The 18,708-nt window shown below is 58.6% G+C and carries 19 protein-coding genes (1 of these 19 running past the window's edge); 16 read left to right on the forward strand and 3 right to left on the reverse strand.

Features of this window, described 5'->3' with window-relative positions:
• Window positions 1-53: 53 nt before the first annotated feature.
• The 5 genes from argJ (at window position 54) to G6N80_RS13010 (ending at window position 3,233) form a co-directional block, all read left to right on the forward strand.
• Window positions 54-1,295, forward strand: coding sequence for a bifunctional glutamate N-acetyltransferase/amino-acid acetyltransferase ArgJ (gene argJ, locus G6N80_RS12990; RefSeq protein ID WP_165134320.1), 1,242 nt, complete (start codon window positions 54-56; stop codon window positions 1,293-1,295).
• Complete coding sequence (locus G6N80_RS12995; RefSeq protein WP_062556011.1) at window positions 1,276-2,085, forward strand: GNAT family N-acetyltransferase; 810 nt, start codon at window positions 1,276-1,278, stop codon at window positions 2,083-2,085. The genes argJ and G6N80_RS12995 overlap by 20 nt, the downstream gene beginning before the upstream one ends.
• Complete coding sequence (gene mutT, locus G6N80_RS13000) at window positions 2,082-2,495, forward strand: 8-oxo-dGTP diphosphatase MutT (protein WP_165134323.1); 414 nt, start codon at window positions 2,082-2,084, stop codon at window positions 2,493-2,495. The genes G6N80_RS12995 and mutT overlap by 4 nt, the downstream gene beginning before the upstream one ends.
• 138 nt (window positions 2,496-2,633) lie before the next feature.
• Window positions 2,634-2,975 carry a hypothetical protein gene (locus G6N80_RS13005; protein WP_062556009.1) on the forward strand — a complete coding sequence of 114 codons (342 nt, stop codon included), beginning with the start codon at window positions 2,634-2,636 and terminating at the stop codon, window positions 2,973-2,975.
• Window positions 2,976-3,050: 75 nt separating this feature from the next.
• Window positions 3,051-3,233, forward strand: coding sequence for a Flp family type IVb pilin (locus G6N80_RS13010; RefSeq protein WP_156379291.1), 183 nt, complete (start codon window positions 3,051-3,053; stop codon window positions 3,231-3,233).
• Between the two features lie 26 nt (window positions 3,234-3,259).
• Here G6N80_RS13010 and G6N80_RS13015 read toward each other — a convergent pair whose 3' ends face one another.
• A complete protein-coding gene (locus tag G6N80_RS13015; protein ID WP_165137064.1) occupies window positions 3,260-4,126 on the reverse strand; it encodes a methyltransferase domain-containing protein in 867 nt (288 codons plus the stop codon).
• Window positions 4,127-4,346: 220 nt separating this feature from the next.
• On the opposite strand from G6N80_RS13015, the gene G6N80_RS13020 reads away from it, so the two are divergent.
• The 4 genes from G6N80_RS13020 to G6N80_RS13035 are packed head-to-tail and all read left to right on the forward strand — an operon-like array spanning window position 4,347 to window position 6,707.
• Complete coding sequence (locus tag G6N80_RS13020) at window positions 4,347-5,123, forward strand: ComF family protein (protein ID WP_165134329.1); 777 nt, start codon at window positions 4,347-4,349, stop codon at window positions 5,121-5,123.
• Window positions 5,124-5,161: 38 nt separating this feature from the next.
• Window positions 5,162-5,419, forward strand: coding sequence for a glutaredoxin 3 (gene grxC / locus G6N80_RS13025; protein WP_062556275.1), 258 nt, complete (start codon window positions 5,162-5,164; stop codon window positions 5,417-5,419).
• Between the two features lie 11 nt (window positions 5,420-5,430).
• The gene (locus G6N80_RS13030) at window positions 5,431-6,282 is read left to right on the forward strand and encodes a carbon-nitrogen hydrolase family protein (protein ID WP_062556007.1); all 852 of its coding nucleotides are present in this window, start codon (window positions 5,431-5,433) and stop codon (window positions 6,280-6,282) included.
• The gene (locus tag G6N80_RS13035) at window positions 6,279-6,707 is read left to right on the forward strand and encodes a DUF1178 family protein (RefSeq protein WP_062556006.1); all 429 of its coding nucleotides are present in this window, start codon (window positions 6,279-6,281) and stop codon (window positions 6,705-6,707) included. The genes G6N80_RS13030 and G6N80_RS13035 overlap by 4 nt, the downstream gene beginning before the upstream one ends.
• Window positions 6,708-6,711: 4 nt before the next feature.
• Here G6N80_RS13035 and ubiG read toward each other — a convergent pair whose 3' ends face one another.
• On the reverse strand, window positions 6,712-7,461 hold the full coding sequence (gene ubiG, locus G6N80_RS13040; protein ID WP_062556005.1) for a bifunctional 2-polyprenyl-6-hydroxyphenol methylase/3-demethylubiquinol 3-O-methyltransferase UbiG: 750 nt from the start codon (window positions 7,459-7,461) through the stop codon (window positions 6,712-6,714).
• Between the two features lie 231 nt (window positions 7,462-7,692).
• Here ubiG and G6N80_RS13045 point away from each other — a divergent pair, with 231 nt between their 5' ends.
• From G6N80_RS13045 to clpB, 7 genes are all read left to right on the forward strand, one after another.
• Window positions 7,693-8,427 carry an SH3 domain-containing protein gene (locus G6N80_RS13045; RefSeq protein WP_165134332.1) on the forward strand — a complete coding sequence of 245 codons (735 nt, stop codon included), beginning with the start codon at window positions 7,693-7,695 and terminating at the stop codon, window positions 8,425-8,427.
• Between the two features lie 218 nt (window positions 8,428-8,645).
• On the forward strand, window positions 8,646-9,920 hold the full coding sequence (locus G6N80_RS13050; RefSeq protein ID WP_062556004.1) for an aspartate kinase: 1,275 nt from the start codon (window positions 8,646-8,648) through the stop codon (window positions 9,918-9,920).
• Between the two features lie 88 nt (window positions 9,921-10,008).
• A complete protein-coding gene (ptsP, locus tag G6N80_RS13055; RefSeq protein ID WP_062556274.1) occupies window positions 10,009-12,279 on the forward strand; it encodes a phosphoenolpyruvate--protein phosphotransferase in 2,271 nt (756 codons plus the stop codon).
• 27 nt (window positions 12,280-12,306) lie between these two features.
• The gene (gene prfA / locus G6N80_RS13060) at window positions 12,307-13,386 is read left to right on the forward strand and encodes a peptide chain release factor 1 (RefSeq protein WP_165134335.1); all 1,080 of its coding nucleotides are present in this window, start codon (window positions 12,307-12,309) and stop codon (window positions 13,384-13,386) included.
• A complete protein-coding gene (gene prmC, locus G6N80_RS13065; protein WP_376748646.1) occupies window positions 13,383-14,264 on the forward strand; it encodes a peptide chain release factor N(5)-glutamine methyltransferase in 882 nt (293 codons plus the stop codon). Before prfA ends, prmC begins: the two co-directional genes overlap by 4 nt.
• A 304-nt stretch (window positions 14,265-14,568) precedes the next feature.
• Window positions 14,569-15,432 carry a DUF4167 domain-containing protein gene (locus G6N80_RS13070; RefSeq protein ID WP_165134341.1) on the forward strand — a complete coding sequence of 288 codons (864 nt, stop codon included), beginning with the start codon at window positions 14,569-14,571 and terminating at the stop codon, window positions 15,430-15,432.
• Between the two features lie 246 nt (window positions 15,433-15,678).
• Complete coding sequence (gene clpB / locus G6N80_RS13075; protein WP_165134344.1) at window positions 15,679-18,279, forward strand: ATP-dependent chaperone ClpB; 2,601 nt, start codon at window positions 15,679-15,681, stop codon at window positions 18,277-18,279.
• Between the two features lie 58 nt (window positions 18,280-18,337).
• Here clpB and G6N80_RS13080 read toward each other — a convergent pair whose 3' ends face one another.
• Window positions 18,338-18,708 carry the 3' end of a M23 family metallopeptidase gene (locus G6N80_RS13080; protein ID WP_165134347.1) on the reverse strand. The gene runs 1,570 nt beyond the window's last position, so only the last 371 of its 1,941 coding nucleotides appear in the window; the start codon falls outside the window, past its right edge; its stop codon occupies window positions 18,338-18,340.

The following is an 18,708-nucleotide window of genomic DNA, read 5'->3' on the forward strand; positions in this document are numbered from 1 at the left end:
CTTTGGCGGGCCTTTTCTTGTCCGGAAGCCAATCCTTGTCTGGAAACTGAGCCATGTCGTCAGCTGTTTCTCCCCTCGCTCCCAAAACCTATCCAGAGATGCCGACTGTGCGCGGCGTGCGGATGGCAACAGCCGCCGCTGGTATCAAGTACAAGAACAGGACCGATGTTCTGCTGATGGTATTCGATGAGCCCGCTTCTGTTGCGGGTGTGTTTACCCGGTCGAAATGCCCGTCCGCTCCGGTTGATTTCTGCCGCACGAACCTGCCCCATGGCGTAGCGCGCGCAGTCGTCGTCAATTCCGGCAATGCCAATGCCTTCACGGGCGTGAAGGGCAAAGCCGCGACCGAGCTGACGGCAGACTCAGCCTCAAAGGCGGTGGGTTGCCAGACGAACGAGGTCTACCTGGCTTCGACCGGCGTTATCGGCGAACCTCTGGATGCCACGAAATTCGCTGGTGTACTGGGTGACATGGATGGATCTGCGGTCGGTGACTTCTGGCTGGAAGCGGCCAAAGCCATCATGACCACCGATACCTATCCGAAGGTTGCCACGCGTACCGCCGAAATCGACGGCGTTCCAGTCGTGATCAACGGTATTGCCAAGGGCGCCGGAATGATTGCGCCGGACATGGCCACGATGCTGTCCTTCGTCGTGACCGACGCGGACATCGCGCCCGCCGCCCTTCAGGCGCTCTTGTCCGAGGGCGTTGGCCCCACATTCAATTCCGTGACCGTCGACAGCGACACCTCCACATCCGATACGCTTCTTCTGTTTGCAACAGGCAAGGCGGGTGAAGACGGCCAGAAGAAGGTCGAGAAGGCGGATGATCCGCGCCTCGTTTCCTTCCGCAATGCGCTGAACGACCTCCTCAAGGATCTGGCACTTCAGGTCGTGCGCGATGGTGAAGGCGCCCGCAAGATGGTGGCCGTCACGGTGACCGGTGCCGAGAGTGATGCAGCTGCAAAGCGTATCGCCCTATCCATCGCCAACTCCCCTCTGGTCAAGACCGCGGTTGCCGGTGAGGACGCCAATTGGGGCCGCGTTGTAATGGCTGTCGGCAAGTCCGGAGAAATGGCGGACCGTGATCGGCTGGCGATCTGGTTCGGCGATATCCGGGTAGCTGTCAACGGTGAGCGCGATCCGGACTATTCCGAAGCCGCGACGACTGCCGTCATGCAGCAGGAAGACATCTCGATCCGCGCCGATATCGGTCTCGGGAATGGTACGGCGACGGTCTGGACCTGCGACCTGACCAAGGAATATGTCGCGATCAATGGCGATTACCGGAGCTGATCGATTGATGCAGGCGACATCCTTCCACGGCAACCTGCCGCTCGTGCGCCGTCTGGAAGCTGTGGGCTTCCGGGCCTGGCCAGCGGCCTCCGTGGTCTATGATGGCAGCTGGCAGGTGCGTCTGACGGGCGGACATCCCTCCAAACGGCTCAACTGTGTCGTGCCGCTCGACCCGTCGGACTATCATGATGCCGAAGTGCGGATCGAAAAGGCCCGGAAGCGCTTCGAGCATTACGGTCGCCCGCTTGTGGTTCGTGAAACGCCATTGGCACCCCAGCCTCTGCTTGGACGGTTGGCGCAATCCGGCTGGGAGCCATTCGAGACCGTTCAGGTGATGACGGCTGACCTGACTGTTCTGGAGCTGCCGGATACGCTCGACCATATTCCGAGCCATGATGTGGGCCGCTTCATCGACGTACTTCTTGCCGTTCAGGGGGATGATCTCTCTCTGAAGCCTGCGCTCGCCGAGATCCTGACCGCGATCCGTCCTGCGACGGGGTTCTTCACCTCCGAGCATGCAACGGATGGCCCGCTTGCGGCGGCACTTTGCGTGCAGGACAATGATCTTGCGGGTATCCTCTCCTTTGCCGTGCTCGAAGGGCGCCGTCGTCAGGGGATCGGTACCGAAATGCTGTCCGCTGCGCTTCGATGGGCACGAATCAGTGGCGCAAGAAGCAGTTGGCTGCAGGTTCATGCCGACAATGCTGCAGCCATCGCGTTGTATCGCAAGTTCGGCTTCCGCAATGCCTATCATTACCGTTACTGGCGACAGAAGGATTCGACTGTATGATCTCTCCAGGTCGCCGTCTGCTCCTGGTTGCTGCCTGCGCCCTTGTGGACACAGACGGCCGCATCCTTCTGGCGCAAAGGCCGGAAGGAAAGAACCTTGCGGGTCTCTGGGAATTTCCTGGCGGCAAGGTCGAGCCCGGCGAGACCCCGGAGGAAACGCTCGTGCGCGAACTTCACGAGGAACTCGGTATTGCCACCAAGGTGCCGTGCCTGGCGCCGCTGACCTTTGCCAGCCACACATACGAGGATTTCCACTTGCTGATGCCGCTCTATGTGTGCCGGCGGTTTGAAGGAATTCCCGTTGGGAAAGAAGGACAGGCCATTAAATGGGTGCGTCCGGCCAATCTTCGCGACTATCCCATGCCGCCCGCGGATGAGCCGCTCATTCCTTTTCTGCAGGATCTACTCTGATCTCAAAAAAGAATATGACAGGGATTCAGTTATCCACAGACATGGTGCGCTCACGCATAAGATCAGTCGCGCGTTAACAGATCCTTTAAGGGATCGATACAAGATAAGGCGCTATTGAACTAAATTGACGAGGCTCCGATGGATGACGAATTCTGGAAGACGGTCCGTGCTCAGCAACGGGCTTCGATCAGATCGGGCAGAACCGGTAGAACCGGCGTTCTGAATATAGCACTCCTATTTGGTACGGCTGCCATCGCCCTGTCGCTCATCGTGACTCCCATGCTTGCCAATCGGCAGGACAGCAAACGATTGGCCAACGTTCAGCAGGATTTCGATCTGATTACGACCGGATCAGTAAAGCCAGCGGACAAACCCGCAGACCGTGGCGTCAAACATTATACCATCCGCAAGAGCGTTCTGCAGGATACACCTGGCTCCGTCTGCATCGTTCAAGGTTACGGCGCGTCCACCCCCTGTTAACTGGCCAGGGCTAATATCCTGGCGCAAGCGGTTGCAAATGGAGTAAGCCCAGCGCTGTGACCGACAATCAATGCGGTGTTGACGGAGAGTGGATTGTACTGGATTCTAAGATGTCTCCGTCACACAGAAGGCGCAACAGCCGTCGAATATGGGCTTATTGCCGGTATCATCGGAGGAGCGCTCATTCTTGGGATCGGCGCCTTTTCAGACAATCTCAGCGCAATGTTTACAACCATCAATGATCTCATCAAAGTTTGACGGTTCGTCGACCGAGATCTTCCAGCCTATTTGGGTTTCAGTGCGTCGGCGAGGCGCATTTTGGCGGAGCCGGGTTTCAGCGGTTTCTGCTGGCTTTCATGCGGCGCCCATCCAGACACATAAACGATGGAGAACGTTGCGCGTATGCGGCCGTCCGCATCGGAAAACCGCTCCGCATAGATTTGCGCGGCTCGCATGAAGAACTGACGTGAGACAGGTTTGCGGCTGCGTCCCCTGAGCGGATTCGTCATGCCCATGGCACGCAGATCCCGCATGAGATCGAAGATCGTGTCGTAACGAACAGTGTAGTTTTCCGCGTCTATCACCGGAAGCGCAAAGCCCGCCCGCTGCAGCAGTCCGCCAATATCGCGCACATCCGCAAACGGAATGACGCGTGGGCTGGCGCCTGCGTAGATCTCGGCCTCCGCGGCCAGCAATACCTCGCGCAGTTCCTGCAGGGTTCCCGCGCCGGGAATGGCTGCCAGCAGCAGGCCGTCGGGCCTCAGGGCGCGGCGCATGCGGATGAGCATGCCGGGCGTATCATTGGTCACATGAAGCGAGAGCGGAGAGAGAATGAGGTTGACCGATTGGTCCTCAAGCGGCACCTCTTCGAGACCCGCAAGCTCGGTTGTGCTCTCAGGTGTTGCGAACGCGCTGCCGGTCTCTATCCTGGTCAGCTTTCCGATGCGCCCAGTCGCCAGGGCATGCGCTGCAGCAAGACCTGTGGCGCCATGCAATTCCACGGCGTCGTCAAACTGTCGCTCCACCACGGACACTCTTTCCGCCAGTTCTTGCGCCACGATGTTCAGCAGGAAGTCACTGCCGGGCTGTAACATGCGTGCGGCGCGCTCCCGTCGCGCGGTGACCAGATCCAGATCGAAGAGAATGTCCATGATGATACTTACCCGATAATGTCGAAGGTCCGCGCGGCATACGTCTTCTATCGCGTTGGGGTTCAGCATGATAGATAGCGTCTTCATTTGAATTCGTTTGTCTTTTCTATCAATGCCGTTTGAGTGTCTCTCCAAAGCACGTCCAGTCAAAGTGAGTCAGCGGTTTACGTCCGGACTGCATAAAAACAATTCGATAGAGCATTTCTGGAGATCTGTTCATATGGGCTTTGTTTTGCCCGGACACGACAGGAATTTTGTAAAGCGATGGGCGACGGTTCTGGTCCGCCCCGTTCTCGACGCGATCTATCCGCCAGCCTGTGCTGCCTGCGGTATCCGGACCAGGCGACATTATGCGCTGTGCCCCAATTGCTGGCGCGACATGCGTTTCATCGAACGTCCCTATTGCGAAGTGCTTGGCATTCCATTTCGACGGGATGACGGAGAGGGCATGGTGTCAGCGCAGGCCATTGCCGACCCGCCTCCCTTTGATCGCCTCAGAAGCGTGGCCTTGCATGAAGGCCCGGCGCGACGTCTCGTCCATTCTCTCAAGTACAAGGACAGGACGGAGCTTGCTCCCATGCTGGCCGCCTGGATGATGCGCGCCGCCCAGAGCGAATTACAGGCCTGCGACATCATCATTCCGGTTCCCTTGCACTGGACGCGGCTCTTCTCGCGCCGGTTCAACCAGGCGGAGGAGCTATGTCGTCATCTGGCGCGCCTTTCCGATCGTCCCATGATGGCGGCATCCCTCATCCGGCGAAAGCGGACCCGCCGCCAGGTCGGCCTGACAGCGTCCGGTCGCGAGGAAAATCTCCGCGCCGCTTTCAGGATGGCGAAGGGCCATGAAAACGATGTCTTTGGAAAGCGCGTCGTGCTGGTGGATGACGTCTATACAACGGGTGCGACAATTTCGGCGGCATCGCGGGTTTTGCGGCGTGCAGGTGCAGTCGATATCACGGTTTTGAGCTTTGCAATGGCTGTTCCTGAGCCTATATGACAGTCAATATGGACGTGCTCGATAAGGGGAATGAGGATATGGCTGAAGTTGTCATCTATACGCGCCAGATGTGCGGCTACTGCGCGCGGGCGAAGTCGCTTCTCCAGTCGAAGGGCGTCGATTTCGTCGAGCATGACGCTACCTTCTCCCAGGAATTGCGCCAGGAGATGATCGGCAAGGCCAATGGCCGGACGACCTTTCCGCAGATTTTCATCAATGGTCAGCATGTTGGCGGTTGCGACGATATCCACGCGCTGGATCGCGATGGCAAGCTGGATCCGCTTCTGGCGGCGTGAGGTTGAATGACATGGCAAAGCTTGCTGTGGTTCAGATGTGCTCAGGCGTTGATGTCGGTCGAAATGCCGACGCCATGGAGCGACTTGTTCGAGATGCGGCTGACCAGGGTGCCGTCTATATCCAGACACCGGAGATGACAGGAGCGCTGCAACGCGATCGTGCTGCCTTGCGCGCCAGCCTTCGCGATGAGGAAAGTGATCTTATCATCTCCCGTGCGCGGTCGCTGGCAAAGGAACTGGGCGTCCATGTTCATGTCGGTTCGACGGCCATCGGCCGCCCGGACGGCAAGATCGCCAATCGTGGTTTTCTGGCAGCACCGGATGGTGCCAAAGTCTGTGCCTATGACAAGATCCATATGTTCGATGTCGATCTGGACAATGGTGAAAGCTGGCGGGAAAGCTCTGCCTATGAAGCAGGTGAGGCGGCGCGCGTCGCATCACTTCCCTTCGGGAAGCTCGGTTTCGCAATCTGCTATGACGTGCGCTTTCCGCAATTGTTCCGCAGCGAAGCCCTGGCCGGTGCCGAAATTCTGACTGTTCCCGCCGCTTTCACCCGCCAGACGGGTGAGGCGCATTGGGAAATTCTCCTGCGTGCCCGCGCGATCGAAAACGGCGCCTTCCTGCTGGCCGCTGCCCAGGGCGGCAAGCATGAAGACGGTCGCGAAACCTATGGCCATTCGATGATCATCGATCCATGGGGGCGCGTGCTGGCCGAAGCGCCCGGCGAAGGCGAAGCGGTTCTGGTTGCGGATGTAGATGTGGGCGAGGTGGCTGCAGCACGGCGCAAGATTCCCAACCTACGCAATGCAAGAGACTTTTCGCTCGAGGAGGTAGGTCTCACGGCGGAGAGGATCGCAGTGTGATCCGCTACACCCTTGTCTGCGACAACGCCCACTCCTTCGAGGGTTGGTTCTCTTCGAGTTCCGATTTCGATCAGCAGGTGGAAAGCGGTTTTCTAACGTGCCCGGTCTGCAATTCCGCGTCCGTCTACAAGGCGTTGATGGCTCCATCTGTTTCCACCGCCCGCAAACAGGAACAACGGCAGCAGGTTGCCATGGATATTGCGCGGCAGGAGGCGATTGCGAAGCTGCGCGAGGCGGTTCAGACCATTCGCTCCTCCGCTGAAGATGTGGGCGAGCGGTTCCCCGAAGAGGCGCGGAAAATCCATTACGGCGAGACGGAGCAGCGCGGTATCATCGGTCAGGCGAGCCTGAACGAGGTGCGCGAGCTCATTGACGAGGGGATCGAGGTCGCGCCGCTTCCGGTGCTGCCGGAGGATGCCAACTGATCCTTCAGGCAGAAGGCGGCCGCTTGGTGAGCAGCATATAGTTCACATCCATGTCCCTCGACAGATTCCAACGGTCCTGAAGAACATTGTAGAACACGCCGGTGCGATGAATGACATCCATGCCGCTGGCGGTGAGGGGACGTTCGATTTCTTCCGGCTTGACCAGCTTGTCGTAGGAATGTGTACCCTTGGGCAGCCAACGGAGGATGTTTTCCGCGGCGAAGATCGCCAGCGCATTGGCCTTGAAGGTGCGGTTGATGGTGGCGATGAACATCAGCCCGCCTGGACGCACCATGGAAGCGCAGGTGCTGATGAACAGGTTCACATCCGCAACATGCTCGACGACTTCCATGTTGAGCACGACATCGAAGCTTTCGCCCGCTTCGGCAAGTTGCTCGGCGGTTACCGCACGGTAATCGACGGAAACCCCGCTTTCGGCTGCATGCGTCTGGGCGATCCGGACGTTTTTCTCGGAAGGATCTGCTCCGACGACGGTTGCGCCCATCCGGGCCATCGGCTCTGACAGGAGACCGCCGCCGCAACCGATATCCAGAAAGCGGAGACCTTCGAAGGGACGGCTGCTTTTGGGATCGCGGCCAAAGTTTTCGCAGACCCGATCGCGAATATAGCTCAATCGTACCGGATTGAACTTGTGGAGCGGCTTGAACTTGCCGGTGGGATTCCACCATTCTGCCGCCATGGCGGAGAAACGATCCACTTCACCTTGATCAATTGTGGTCGCGGTATCGGACATTGTTCGGCTCCTTGATCCTTGATTGTACGTCAAGTCGGTTGGAGCGGCTCACTTGTCAAGCCTGCCGTCTTGTCGCAGAGGCTAATCGGGCACATCTCTTGGCGATGGGGTGGGCCCGTTTCGATTCTCTTCTGTTATCGAACGACTTAAAAAAACCAAATTCAACATGGTTCTGTGAGCGCAGAAGGGACGTTGAACAAGCGAAAACAAGATTTCCCGAGGAGGAAACCTGTGAGACGTCATATTTTGAAGGCTTTGGCAGTCGCGGGTCTATGTGCGGTTCCGGCTGTCGCATCCGCCGCGACCAATGGTTTTGCCACGGCCAATGTCAACATGCGGTCCGGACCCAGCACGCGTTATCCGGCTGTGGTGGTCATCCCGGTCGGTGCGCCGATCGTCATCAATGGTTGCCTGAATACCGTCAACTGGTGCGACGTGACGTTTGCACGTGGCCGCGGCTGGGTTTCCGGCAACTATATCCAGGCAACGTTCCGTCAGAACCGCGTCTATGTTGCGCCGAACTATTATCGCTCGCTCGGCATTCCAACCATTACGTTTGACGTGGATACCTACTGGGGCCGCTACTATCGCGATCGCGACTTCTATCGCGAGCGGGATCGCTGGCGCAGATGGGATTACCGTCGTGATCTGCCGCCGCCTCCACCTCCGGGCTGGAGCGATCGCAGGCCGGAACCGGACTGGAACCGCGACCGCGATCGGTATCGCTACGAAGACCGTAACCGCTATGACAATGGCGACCGTCGCGATCCGCGGTGGGATAATCGAGAGCCAGAACGTCGGGATCCGCGTTGGGACAATCGTCAGGGCGAAAACCGCCCGGGCGAGTTCGAGCGTCCCCGTCCGATGCCGCAGCCGCAGGTCGAGGAGGCTGACCCCGGTCGTCAGTTCCGCGGCGGCTTCCGGGGTTGCACGCCGGGCAATCCGTGCGAAATTCCGGGCAACTGATTGTAGACTGCGTGGGCTGCCGCAGAGGCGGCCCACGCAACCCTGCTTTGCCATTTCTTTCGCATCCGAGCGACCTTCCGCAACGAATCGCTTTTCCGTTGCGCCTAACTAACCTTTTCGCTAAGACGACGCCGCAAGCTCTGGCCGCCAAGGCCAGCGCCAACGGGGTTCAAGTCGCGCCCGCTCCCAACGGCGCGCAAAGGTGGTTTTGATCAGCGATGGCACGCATTGTCATGAAGTTCGGCGGCACCTCGGTCGCCAATCTCGAGCGCATCCACAACGTTGCGCGCCATGTAAAACGCGAAGTCGACGCAGGCCATGAAGTGGCCGTTGTCGTCTCCGCAATGTCGGGCAAGACAAACGAACTTGTAGGCTGGGTACAGGATACGCCGAAGGTGGCCGGTGCCTCTTCGCCGTTCTACGATGCGCGCGAATATGACGCCGTCGTGGCATCTGGCGAGCAGGTGACGTCCGGTCTCCTGGCGATTGCGCTGCAATCCATGGGCATCAATGCCCGTTCCTGGCAGGGTTGGCAGATCCCGATCAGAACCGACAATGCGCATGGCGCCGCCCGCATTCTCGATATCGATGGTTCCGATATCATCCGCCGCATGGGCGAGGGCCAGGTGGCTGTGGTCGCCGGCTTCCAGGGTCTCGGCCCGGACAATCGCATCGCGACGCTGGGCCGTGGTGGATCCGATACGTCGGCCGTCGCCATCGCTGCAGCCGTTAAGGCTGACCGTTGCGACATCTACACAGACGTCGATGGCGTCTACACTACGGATCCGCGCATCGTGCCCAAGGCGCGACGCATGAAGAAGATTTCGTTCGAGGAAATGCTGGAAATGGCCTCCCTCGGCGCGAAGGTTTTGCAGGTTCGCTCTGTCGAGCTTGCCATGGTGCACAAGGTTCGCACCTTCGTTCGCTCCAGTTTCGAGGATCCCGATGCGCCGGGCATGGGTGACCTCATCAATCCGCCCGGCACTTTGATTTGCGACGAGGAAGAGATCGTGGAACAGGAAGTCGTCACCGGCATCGCCTATGCCAAGGATGAAGCGCAGATTTCGTTGCGCCGCGTAGCAGACCGTCCCGGCGTATCAGCCGCTATCTTTGGTCCGCTGGCCGAAGCGCATATCAATGTCGACATGATCGTCCAGAACATTTCCGAAGACGGTTCGAAGACCGACATGACGTTCACCGTGCCGTTTGGTGACGTTGAAAAGGCAATGCAGGTTCTGCATTCCAACAAGGACAAGATCGGCTTCGACGTCGTGCAGAACGAAACCGGCCTGTGCAAGGTTTCCGTTGTCGGTATCGGCATGCGCAGCCATGCTGGTGTTGCCGCAACGGCCTTCAAGGCGCTGGCCGAGAAGAGCATCAACATCCGTGCGATCACCACATCCGAGATCAAGATCTCGATCCTGATCGACGGCGCCTACTCGGAACTTGCGGTTCGCACTTTGCATTCTGCTTACGGTCTCGATAAGAGTTGATATCGAACCGGCGCGGTTGCGTCGTCCGAATGGGCGGCGCATGATCTTCCGGATAGAGTGAATGAGAGATTCGGGAGTACAGATGCCGATGAGAGACCTGTCGGCGGGCCCGCGCGTCCTGCTTAAAAGATTGCGGGAACTGATGGCTGAACCGCTCGAGCCGCAGGAGCGTCTTGACCGGATCGTTCGCCAGATTGCCAGCAACATGGTGGCCGAAGTGTGTTCGGTCTATGTGTTGCGTTCGGATGGCGTGCTCGAACTTTATGCTACCGAAGGTCTCAACAAGGATGCCGTTCACCTTGCCCAATTGAAAATGGGGCAGGGTCTTGTCGGCACGATTGCCGCATCTGCCCAACCACTCAATCTTTCGGATGCGCAGGCGCATCCAGCATTCCGCTATCTCCCTGAGACGGGAGAGGAAATCTACCATTCGTTCCTCGGTGTGCCGATCCTGAGAGCTGGTCGCACTTTGGGCGTTCTCGTCGTTCAGAACAAGGCGCAGCGCAACTACCGCGAAGACGAGGTAGAGGCGATGGAAACCACCGCAATGGTGATCGCCGAGATGATTGCGACCGGAGAACTGAAGAAGATTACCCAGCCGGGTCTGGAGCTGGATCTCACGCGTGCCATCACCATCGACGCCGATGGTTATAATGAAGGTATCGGTCTCGGCCATGTTGTTCTGCATGAGCCGCGCGTCGTCGTTACCAATCTCCTGAACGAGGACGCTGACAAGGAAATCAGCCGTCTTGCGGAAGCCATCGGTTCGCTCCGGCTGTCCATCGATGACATGCTGTCGCGTCGCGAAGTGGCGCAAGAGGGCGAGCACCGCGAGGTCCTTGAGACCTATCGCATGTTCGCGCACGATCAGGGCTGGGTTCGACGGATGGAAGAAGCCATCCGCAACGGTTTGACGGCGGAAGCAGCTGTCGAAAAGGTACAGAGTGACACCAAGGCGCGGATGATGCGCCTGACGGACCCGTATCTGCGAGAGCGGATGCACGATTTCGATGATCTGGCGAACCGTCTGCTGCGGCAGCTCACCGGCTTTTCCGGCCGGGCCATGGATCAGAGCTTCCCGAGCGATGCAATCGTTTTTGCCCGCGCGATGGGCGCCGCCGAGCTTCTGGATTATCCCCGCGCCAATCTGCGTGGCCTCGTGCTGGAAGATGGAGCCGTCACAAGCCATGTGGTGATTGTTGCCCGTGCGATGGGAATTCCAGTCATCGGTCAGGCCGCCGGTGTTGTGGCGCTGGCGGAAAACGGCGATTCGGTCATCATTGATGGGGATGAGGGTCAGGTTCATCTGCGTCCGGTGACGGACCTCGTGAAGGCCTATGAGGAAAAGGTTCGTCTGCGGGCGCGGCGCCAGGAGCAGTTCAGGGCTCTGCGCGATGTGGATCCCGTCACGCGTGACGGCAAGCGGATCAGCCTCCTGATGAATGCAGGTCTGCTGGTCGACCTGCCGCAACTGGCTGAATCGGGCGCCGATGGTATCGGTCTGTTCCGGACAGAACTGCAGTTCATGATCGCCTCGCAGATGCCGAAGCTGGAAGAGCAGGAAGCCTTCTACCGCAATGTGTTGCGTCAGTCGGCGGGTCATCCCGTGACGTTCAGGACGCTGGACATTGGCGGAGACAAGGTCGTTTCCTATTTCCGTGCCCAGGAAGAGGAAAATCCGGCTCTGGGATGGCGCGCAATCCGCCTGTCGCTCGATCGTCCAGGTCTTCTGCGTACCCAGTTGCGCGCGCTGCTGCGGGCGTCTGCTGGCGCAGAGCTCAAGATGATGCTGCCCATGGTGACGGAAGTCTCCGAAATCCGGGCGGTGCGCGACCTGATGCAGAAGGAAGTCCAGCATCTCTCGAAATTTGGCCACAGCCTGCCTCGCAAGTTGCAGTTCGGTGCCATGCTCGAAGTGCCGGCGCTGATGTGGCAGCTGGACGAATTGATGACGGAGGTGGATTTCGTCTCGGTCGGTTCCAACGATCTGTTCCAGTTCTCGATGGCAGCGGATCGTGGCAATGCCCGTGTGTCCGATCGCTTCGATATTTTGGGCAAGCCGTTCCTGCGGATCCTGCGCGACATCGTGCGGGCGGCGGATCGCAACAAGACGCCACTGACGCTGTGCGGTGAAATGGCTGGCAAACCTTTGTCCGCCATGGCGCTGCTGGCAATCGGCTTCCGCTCCGTTTCCATGACGCCGACGTCCATCGGACCGGTCAAGGCCATGCTGCTCGGTCTTGACGTCGATCTCCTGGCAGAACAATTGAACCAAGTGCTGGACGATCACCGTTCCAACACGTCGATACGGGAACTGTTGGTAAGCTTTGCGGCTTCCCACAATATTCCGTTGTCGTGATCACAGACATGACTGGAGTTGAGTAGGGTGGCGAAGCTTCCTGTCGACAAGATGCGCGAGCTGGAGCGCCGCTTTGGTGAGATCGAGGCACGCATGGCGGAAGGCCCTGCTGCTGATGTCTATGTCAAGCTGGCCTCGGAATATTCCGAGCTGCAGCCGGTTGTGACGAAAATCCGCGAATACCAGAAAGCCGTTGCAGAGGAAGCAGATCTACGTGCTCTCCTGGCCGACAAGGCGACGGATCGCGAAATGCGTGAACTGGCCGAGCTGGAGCTGCCGGAAGCCCAGGAAAAAGTGGAAGCGCTGGAGCAGCAGATGCAGATCCTGCTGCTGCCCAAGGATGCTGCGGATGAAAAAAGCGCCATCCTGGAAATCCGGGCAGGGACGGGAGGCTCGGAAGCGGCACTTTTTGCAGGCGATCTTTTCCGGATGTACGAGCGCTTTTCCTCCACAAAGGGGTGGAAAGTCGAAGTTCTCTCTGCAAGCGAGGGTGAGGCCGGTGGCTACAAGGAAATCATCGCGACGGTGTCCGGCCGCGGCGCCTTTGCAAAGCTGAAGTTCGAATCGGGTGTGCACCGGGTTCAGCGCGTTCCTGAAACCGAGGCCAGTGGCCGAATCCACACCTCCGCAGCAACGGTTGCCGTTCTGCCTGAAGCGGAAGACATCGACATTGAAATCCGGCCGGAAGACATCCGGATTGATACGATGCGCTCCTCCGGCGCAGGCGGACAGCATGTCAACACGACCGACTCCGCGGTGCGAATCACCCATTTGCCGACCGGCCTGATCGTGACCAGTTCCGAAAAGTCACAGCACCAGAACCGGGCCAAGGCCATGCAGGTGCTGCGGTCCAGGCTCTATGATATCGAGAGACAAAAGGCGGACAGCGAACGCTCCGCCGATCGCAAGAGCCAAGTCGGTTCAGGCGACCGTTCGGAGCGCATTCGTACCTATAATTTTCCGCAGGGCCGCGTGACCGATCACCGCATCAATCTGACGCTCTATAAGCTGGATCGGATGATCGAGGGTGATATCGACGAGATGGTGGACGCCCTGATCTCCGATTATCAGGCAGGTCAGCTGGCTCAATTGGGCGAGCAGGGTTGACGATGCGGCTCGCGCAACTCGTGGCGCAATGCAAGGCCCGCCTCGCGGAGGCCGGAATTGCTGACGCTGCCTTCGATGCACGCATGCTGGTGCTCAGTCTGCTGGGGCTGGAAACAAAGGATCTGCTGATCAAGGGAGATCAGGAGATTGCGGCTGCAGACGTTGCGCGTATTGAAGGCGCAATTCGGCGGCGCCTGGCGCGCGAGCCTGTGCACCGCATTCTGGGCGAGCGGGAGTTTAGAAATCTCAGGCTGAAATTGTCTCCGGGCACACTGGAGCCGCGTCCTGATACGGAGGTTCTTGTCGAGGCTCTTCTTCCCCTCGGTCAGGAAATCGCACAGCGAGTATCTTCTCCCCGGCTTCTGGATCTCGGTACGGGAACGGGCGCCATTGCGCTTGCATTGCTGCATGAACTGCCGCAGTTCACGGGCCTGGGTGTCGATATTTCAACGGACGCCCTTGAAACGGCCAAGGTCAATGCCGACCTGAATGGGATGGGCCAACGCTTCACGACGCTCGAAAGTTGGTGGTTCGAGCATGTTACTGGCCGGTTCGACATAATCGTGTCGAACCCGCCGTATATCGAGACAGGGGTCATTCCACAGCTGGAACCTGAGGTGCGGATGTTCGATCCCCACCTTGCACTCGATGGTGGCAAGGATGGGCTCGATGCCTATCGGAACATTGCCAGTGCTGCAGGAGACCACCTTGAACATGGTGGAATTATAGCGGTCGAAATTGGCTATGATCAAAAGCAAACGGTGACGGCCATCTTCATCAGCTGTGGATATACTTTGGAATGCGCCGTACGAGACTACGGCGGAAATGACCGCGTTCTTGTTTTTGTGCGAAAAAGCGATGATTCTGCCACGGTTTAGCAGGTTGTTGCAGTCGCGAAAGAAAAGGCTTGGAATTGGACAAGAAGCGGGCTAGTTTGCACGCACGCATTAGGCGGCTGGGAGTGAACGGAGATTCGTTCAATTTAAGCTCAACCGCAAACTGCTCTCCTTGGAGAGCTTCCGAGGTTGAACAAGACCTGGTGCGTGCATCAGATAAACTGACTTCCACCAGCAGCAGGACGGATTGATCCGCTTGCTTGCGGCACGTGAAGACTGCACCGAAAGAACGGGCAGCCGCGTGGCCCTTAATCAGCAAAGCACAAAGAATTCAGGTGAAAAATCGATGAGGCCAGGACAGCAGAATAAGCGTGGTCGGGGGCGTGGTAACAATAACAACCAGAATGGCGGCGGTGGCGGCGGCGGCGGCGGTAATAATTTCAACCGCAAGGGTTCCAATCCACTGACCCGGACCTATGACAGTTCAGGCCCAGATATAAAAATTCGTGGTACGGCTCAGCATGTAGCCGAAAAATACGCGACATTGGCTCGCGATGCCCAAAGCGCTGGCGACCGCGTCATGGCTGAAAACTATTTGCAGCACGCCGAACATTACAATCGTATCATTGCTGCGGCTCAGGCCCAGATGCAGGAACGCTACCAGCGCGATGATCGCCACGACTACAATGAGCGTGAGCAGGACGATACGGACGGCGGCGATCTTGACGATAACGGCGGCAGCCAGCCGCAGATGAGCGCTCCTCAGCCGCAACCTCGCGAGCAGCGCGAACAGCGTGACCAGCAGCCGCGTGAGCAAAGAGAGCCGCGCGAAGGCAGAGAGCCTCGTGAGGCTAGAGAACCGCGTGAGGGTAGAGAGCCTCGCGAGCCTCGTGAACAGAGAGAGGCTAGAGAGCCTAGAGAGCAGAGAGAGCCGCGTGAACCGAGACGGGCTCCCGTTCAGGCCGCTCCTGCGCCGATTCTCGATGAGAACGCGGTTGTCGATGGCACTGGTCCGCAGCCAGTCATCGAAGGTGTGCCGGCCGAGGTCGCCTTGGAAGAAGAAGGTGCCACCGCTCAGCCGCAGCGCCAGACCCGTCGTCGCACCCCGGGCACCCGTCCACGTCGACCACGCCGCACGGCGGAAGGCGAGGAAGGTGCCGAAGCTGCAGCTTCCGATGCACCGGCGCTTGAAGACGTGGCCTCGGAATAAGGTGACGGACGGAAACGCGTGCGCTGTCCAAGCGACACTGGCGTGCCGAATTTGATTTTTGAGCAACCCTGGCGAAAGCCGGGGTTTTTCATTTGAGACGTCTTTAAACTCGAAAAAAATCCTCCCATATCTTCATCGAAGTCCTGTTTGGAAATGACCGGACAGGAAGGGCTCGCCTTTGAGGGAGCTCAAACCCAACCATCGGCCTGTGCCTTATAAGGGCAGGGCGATCTACGGAGGTTCACTATGAATATCGAAAAATATTCCGAGCGCGTTCGCGGTTTTCTGCAGTCAGCCCAGACGCATGCTCTTTCGGAAGGCCATCAGCAGTTCACCCCGGAGCATGTGCTCAAGGTGCTGCTCGACGATGACCAAGGCATGGCATCCTCTCTCATAGAGCGCGCTGGCGGAAACGCGAAGGAAGCACGGCTGGCCAATGATGCGGCGCTCGCCAAGCTGCCGAAGGTTTCCGGCGGTAACGGGCAAGTCTATCTCTCGCAGCCGCTTGCTCGTGTTTTCTCGACAGCAGAAGATGCCGCCAAGAAGGCTGGCGACAGCTTCGTGACCGTCGAGCGCCTGCTGCTTGCGCTAGCCATCGAAGGCACTGCGTCGACCTCCGCCAGCTTGAAGAAGGCAGGCGTCTCTGCCCAGGCGCTCAATCAGGTCATCAATGATATCCGAAAAGGGCGCACTGCTGACTCGGCCAATGCCGAGCAGGGGTTCGACGCTCTGAAGAAATTCGCTCGTGATCTGACCGCTGAGGCGCGCGATGGCAGGCTCGATCCCGTGATCGGTCGCGACGATGAAATCCGTCGCACGATCCAGGTTCTGTCGCGTCGCACGAAAAACAATCCCGTTCTGATCGGTGAACCGGGCGTCGGTAAAACGGCGATCGCCGAAGGCCTCGCCTTGCGCATCATCAACGGTGATGTTCCCGAAAGCCTGAAAGACAAGCGGCTGATGGCGCTCGACATGGGTGCCCTGATTGCGGGCGCCAAGTATCGCGGTGAATTCGAGGAGCGCCTGAAGAGCGTTCTGAACGAAGTTCAGGCTGAAAATGGTGAAATCATCCTCTTCATCGACGAGATGCACACGCTTGTCGGCGCTGGCAAGGCCGATGGCGCCATGGACGCCTCGAACCTGCTGAAGCCTGCGCTCGCCCGCGGTGAGTTGCATTGCGTTGGTGCCACGACGCTTGATGAATACCGCAAGCACGTGGAAAAGGACCCGGCGCTTGCCCGTCGTTTCCAGCCCGTCGTGGTCGATGAGCCGACGGTTGAGGATACGATCTCGATTCTGCGCGGTCTGAAGGAAAAGTACGAGCAGCACCACAAGGTCCGGATCTCCGATTCGGCACTGGTGTCTGCTGCAACGCTTTCCAACCGCTACATTACGGACCGGTTTCTGCCGGACAAGGCCATCGACCTGATGGACGAGGCGGCATCACGCCTGCGGATGCAGGTCGATTCCAAGCCGGAGGAGCTCGATGAACTCGATCGTCGTATCATCCAGCTCAAGATCGAGCGTGAGGCGCTGAAGAAAGAAACCGATCAGTCGTCTGCGGACCGTTTGAAGCGGCTTGAAACCGAATTGACCGCGCTGGAAGAGCAGGCCGATGCGCTGACCGCCCGTTGGCAGTCTGAAAAGCAGAAGCTTGGTCTGGCGGCCGATCTGAAGCGCCAGCTGGATGAAGTTCGCAATGAACTCGCCATTGCCCAGCGCAAGGGCGAATATCAGCGTGCTGGAGAGCTGACTTACGGTGTCATTCCGAACCTGGAAAAGGCTTTGAAGGAGGCGGAGGACCGCGATTCGGCTAGTACGTCCATGGTTCAGGAGGTTGTGACCCCGGATGCGATTGCCCATGTGGTGTCGCGCTGGACGGGTATTCCGGTCGACAAGATGCTGGAAGGGGAGCGTGACAAGCTTCTTCGGATGGAAGACGAGCTGGCGAAATCGGTCGTCGGGCAGGGCGATGCCGTACAGGCTGTTTCCCGTGCCGTTCGCCGTTCCCGTGCAGGGCTTCAGGATCCGAACCGGCCAATCGGTTCGTTCATCTTCTTGGGCCCGACAGGCGTGGGCAAGACGGAGCTGACCAAGTCGCTGGCGCGCTTTCTGTTCGATGACGAAACCGCCATGGTTCGCCTCGACATGTCGGAATACATGGAGAAGCACTCCGTATCTCGGTTGATTGGCGCTCCTCCCGGCTATGTAGGCTATGATGAAGGCGGCGCACTGACGGAAGCGATTCGTCGCAAGCCCTATCAGGTGGTCCTGTTCGATGAGATCGAGAAAGCCCATCCTGACGTGTTCAACGTCTTGCTTCAGGTTCTGGATGATGGCCGCCTGACGGATGGACAGGGTCGGACGGTCGACTTCAAGAACACGATCATCATCATGACGTCGAACCTTGGCGCCGAGTATCTCACGAGCCTTGGCGAAAATCAGGATGTCGATAGCGTTCGGGAGCAGGTGATGGATGTCGTCAAGGCGTCCTTCCGGCCTGAGTTCCTGAACCGCGTGGACGAGATCATTCTGTTCCATCGCCTGCGTCGAAACGAAATGGGCACGATTGTGGATATCCAGATGAAGCGGCTGCTGTCGCTTCTGGCAGATCGCAAGATCGCAATCGAGCTTGGCGAAGATGCCCGTGAATGGCTTGCAGATAAGGGCTATGACCCGGTTTACGGTGCTCGTCCCTTGAAGCGGGTCATTCAGAAGTATCTCCAGGATCCATTGGCGGAACAGATCTTGGGCGGCCAGATCGTGGACGGCGCAACGGTGAAGGTTTCTGCCGGGTCTGACCGATTGCTCTTCTATGTCAGGAAAGACGTCGCCGAAGCAGCGTGATGGAAGATTGAAATGGCGGCTCCGGCCGCCATTTCGCATTTTGGCCGCGCCAAGTGGTTTAACGGCTTGCGACCATTTCGCCCGTATTGGATGCCAAAAGCGCATCGATGCGTTTGCGTTCGTCCTCGAACTTGGCAAGCGCTGTGCCGCTGAGCGATTTGCCACCGGGCAGGCGCACTTTCATGGCATCTACCTTTGTTCCGTTGACGATGAGCTCGTAATGCAGATGCGCGCCGGTCGAGGAACCAGTCGAGCCCACATAGCCTATGACTTGGCCCTGCGTGATTTTGGCCCCTTCGCGGACACCTTTGGCGATGGCGCTCTGGTGGTTGTAGGAGGTTTCATAGCCGTTCGGGTGACGGATAATCGTCTGGTTACCGTAACCGGAAGCCCATCCGGCCTTTTCAACCACACCGTTACCCGTTGCAA

Origin of the sequence: Rhizobium rhizoryzae (genome assembly GCF_011046895.1) — a bacterium.
Lineage (GTDB): Bacteria > Pseudomonadota > Alphaproteobacteria > Rhizobiales > Rhizobiaceae > Neorhizobium > Neorhizobium rhizoryzae.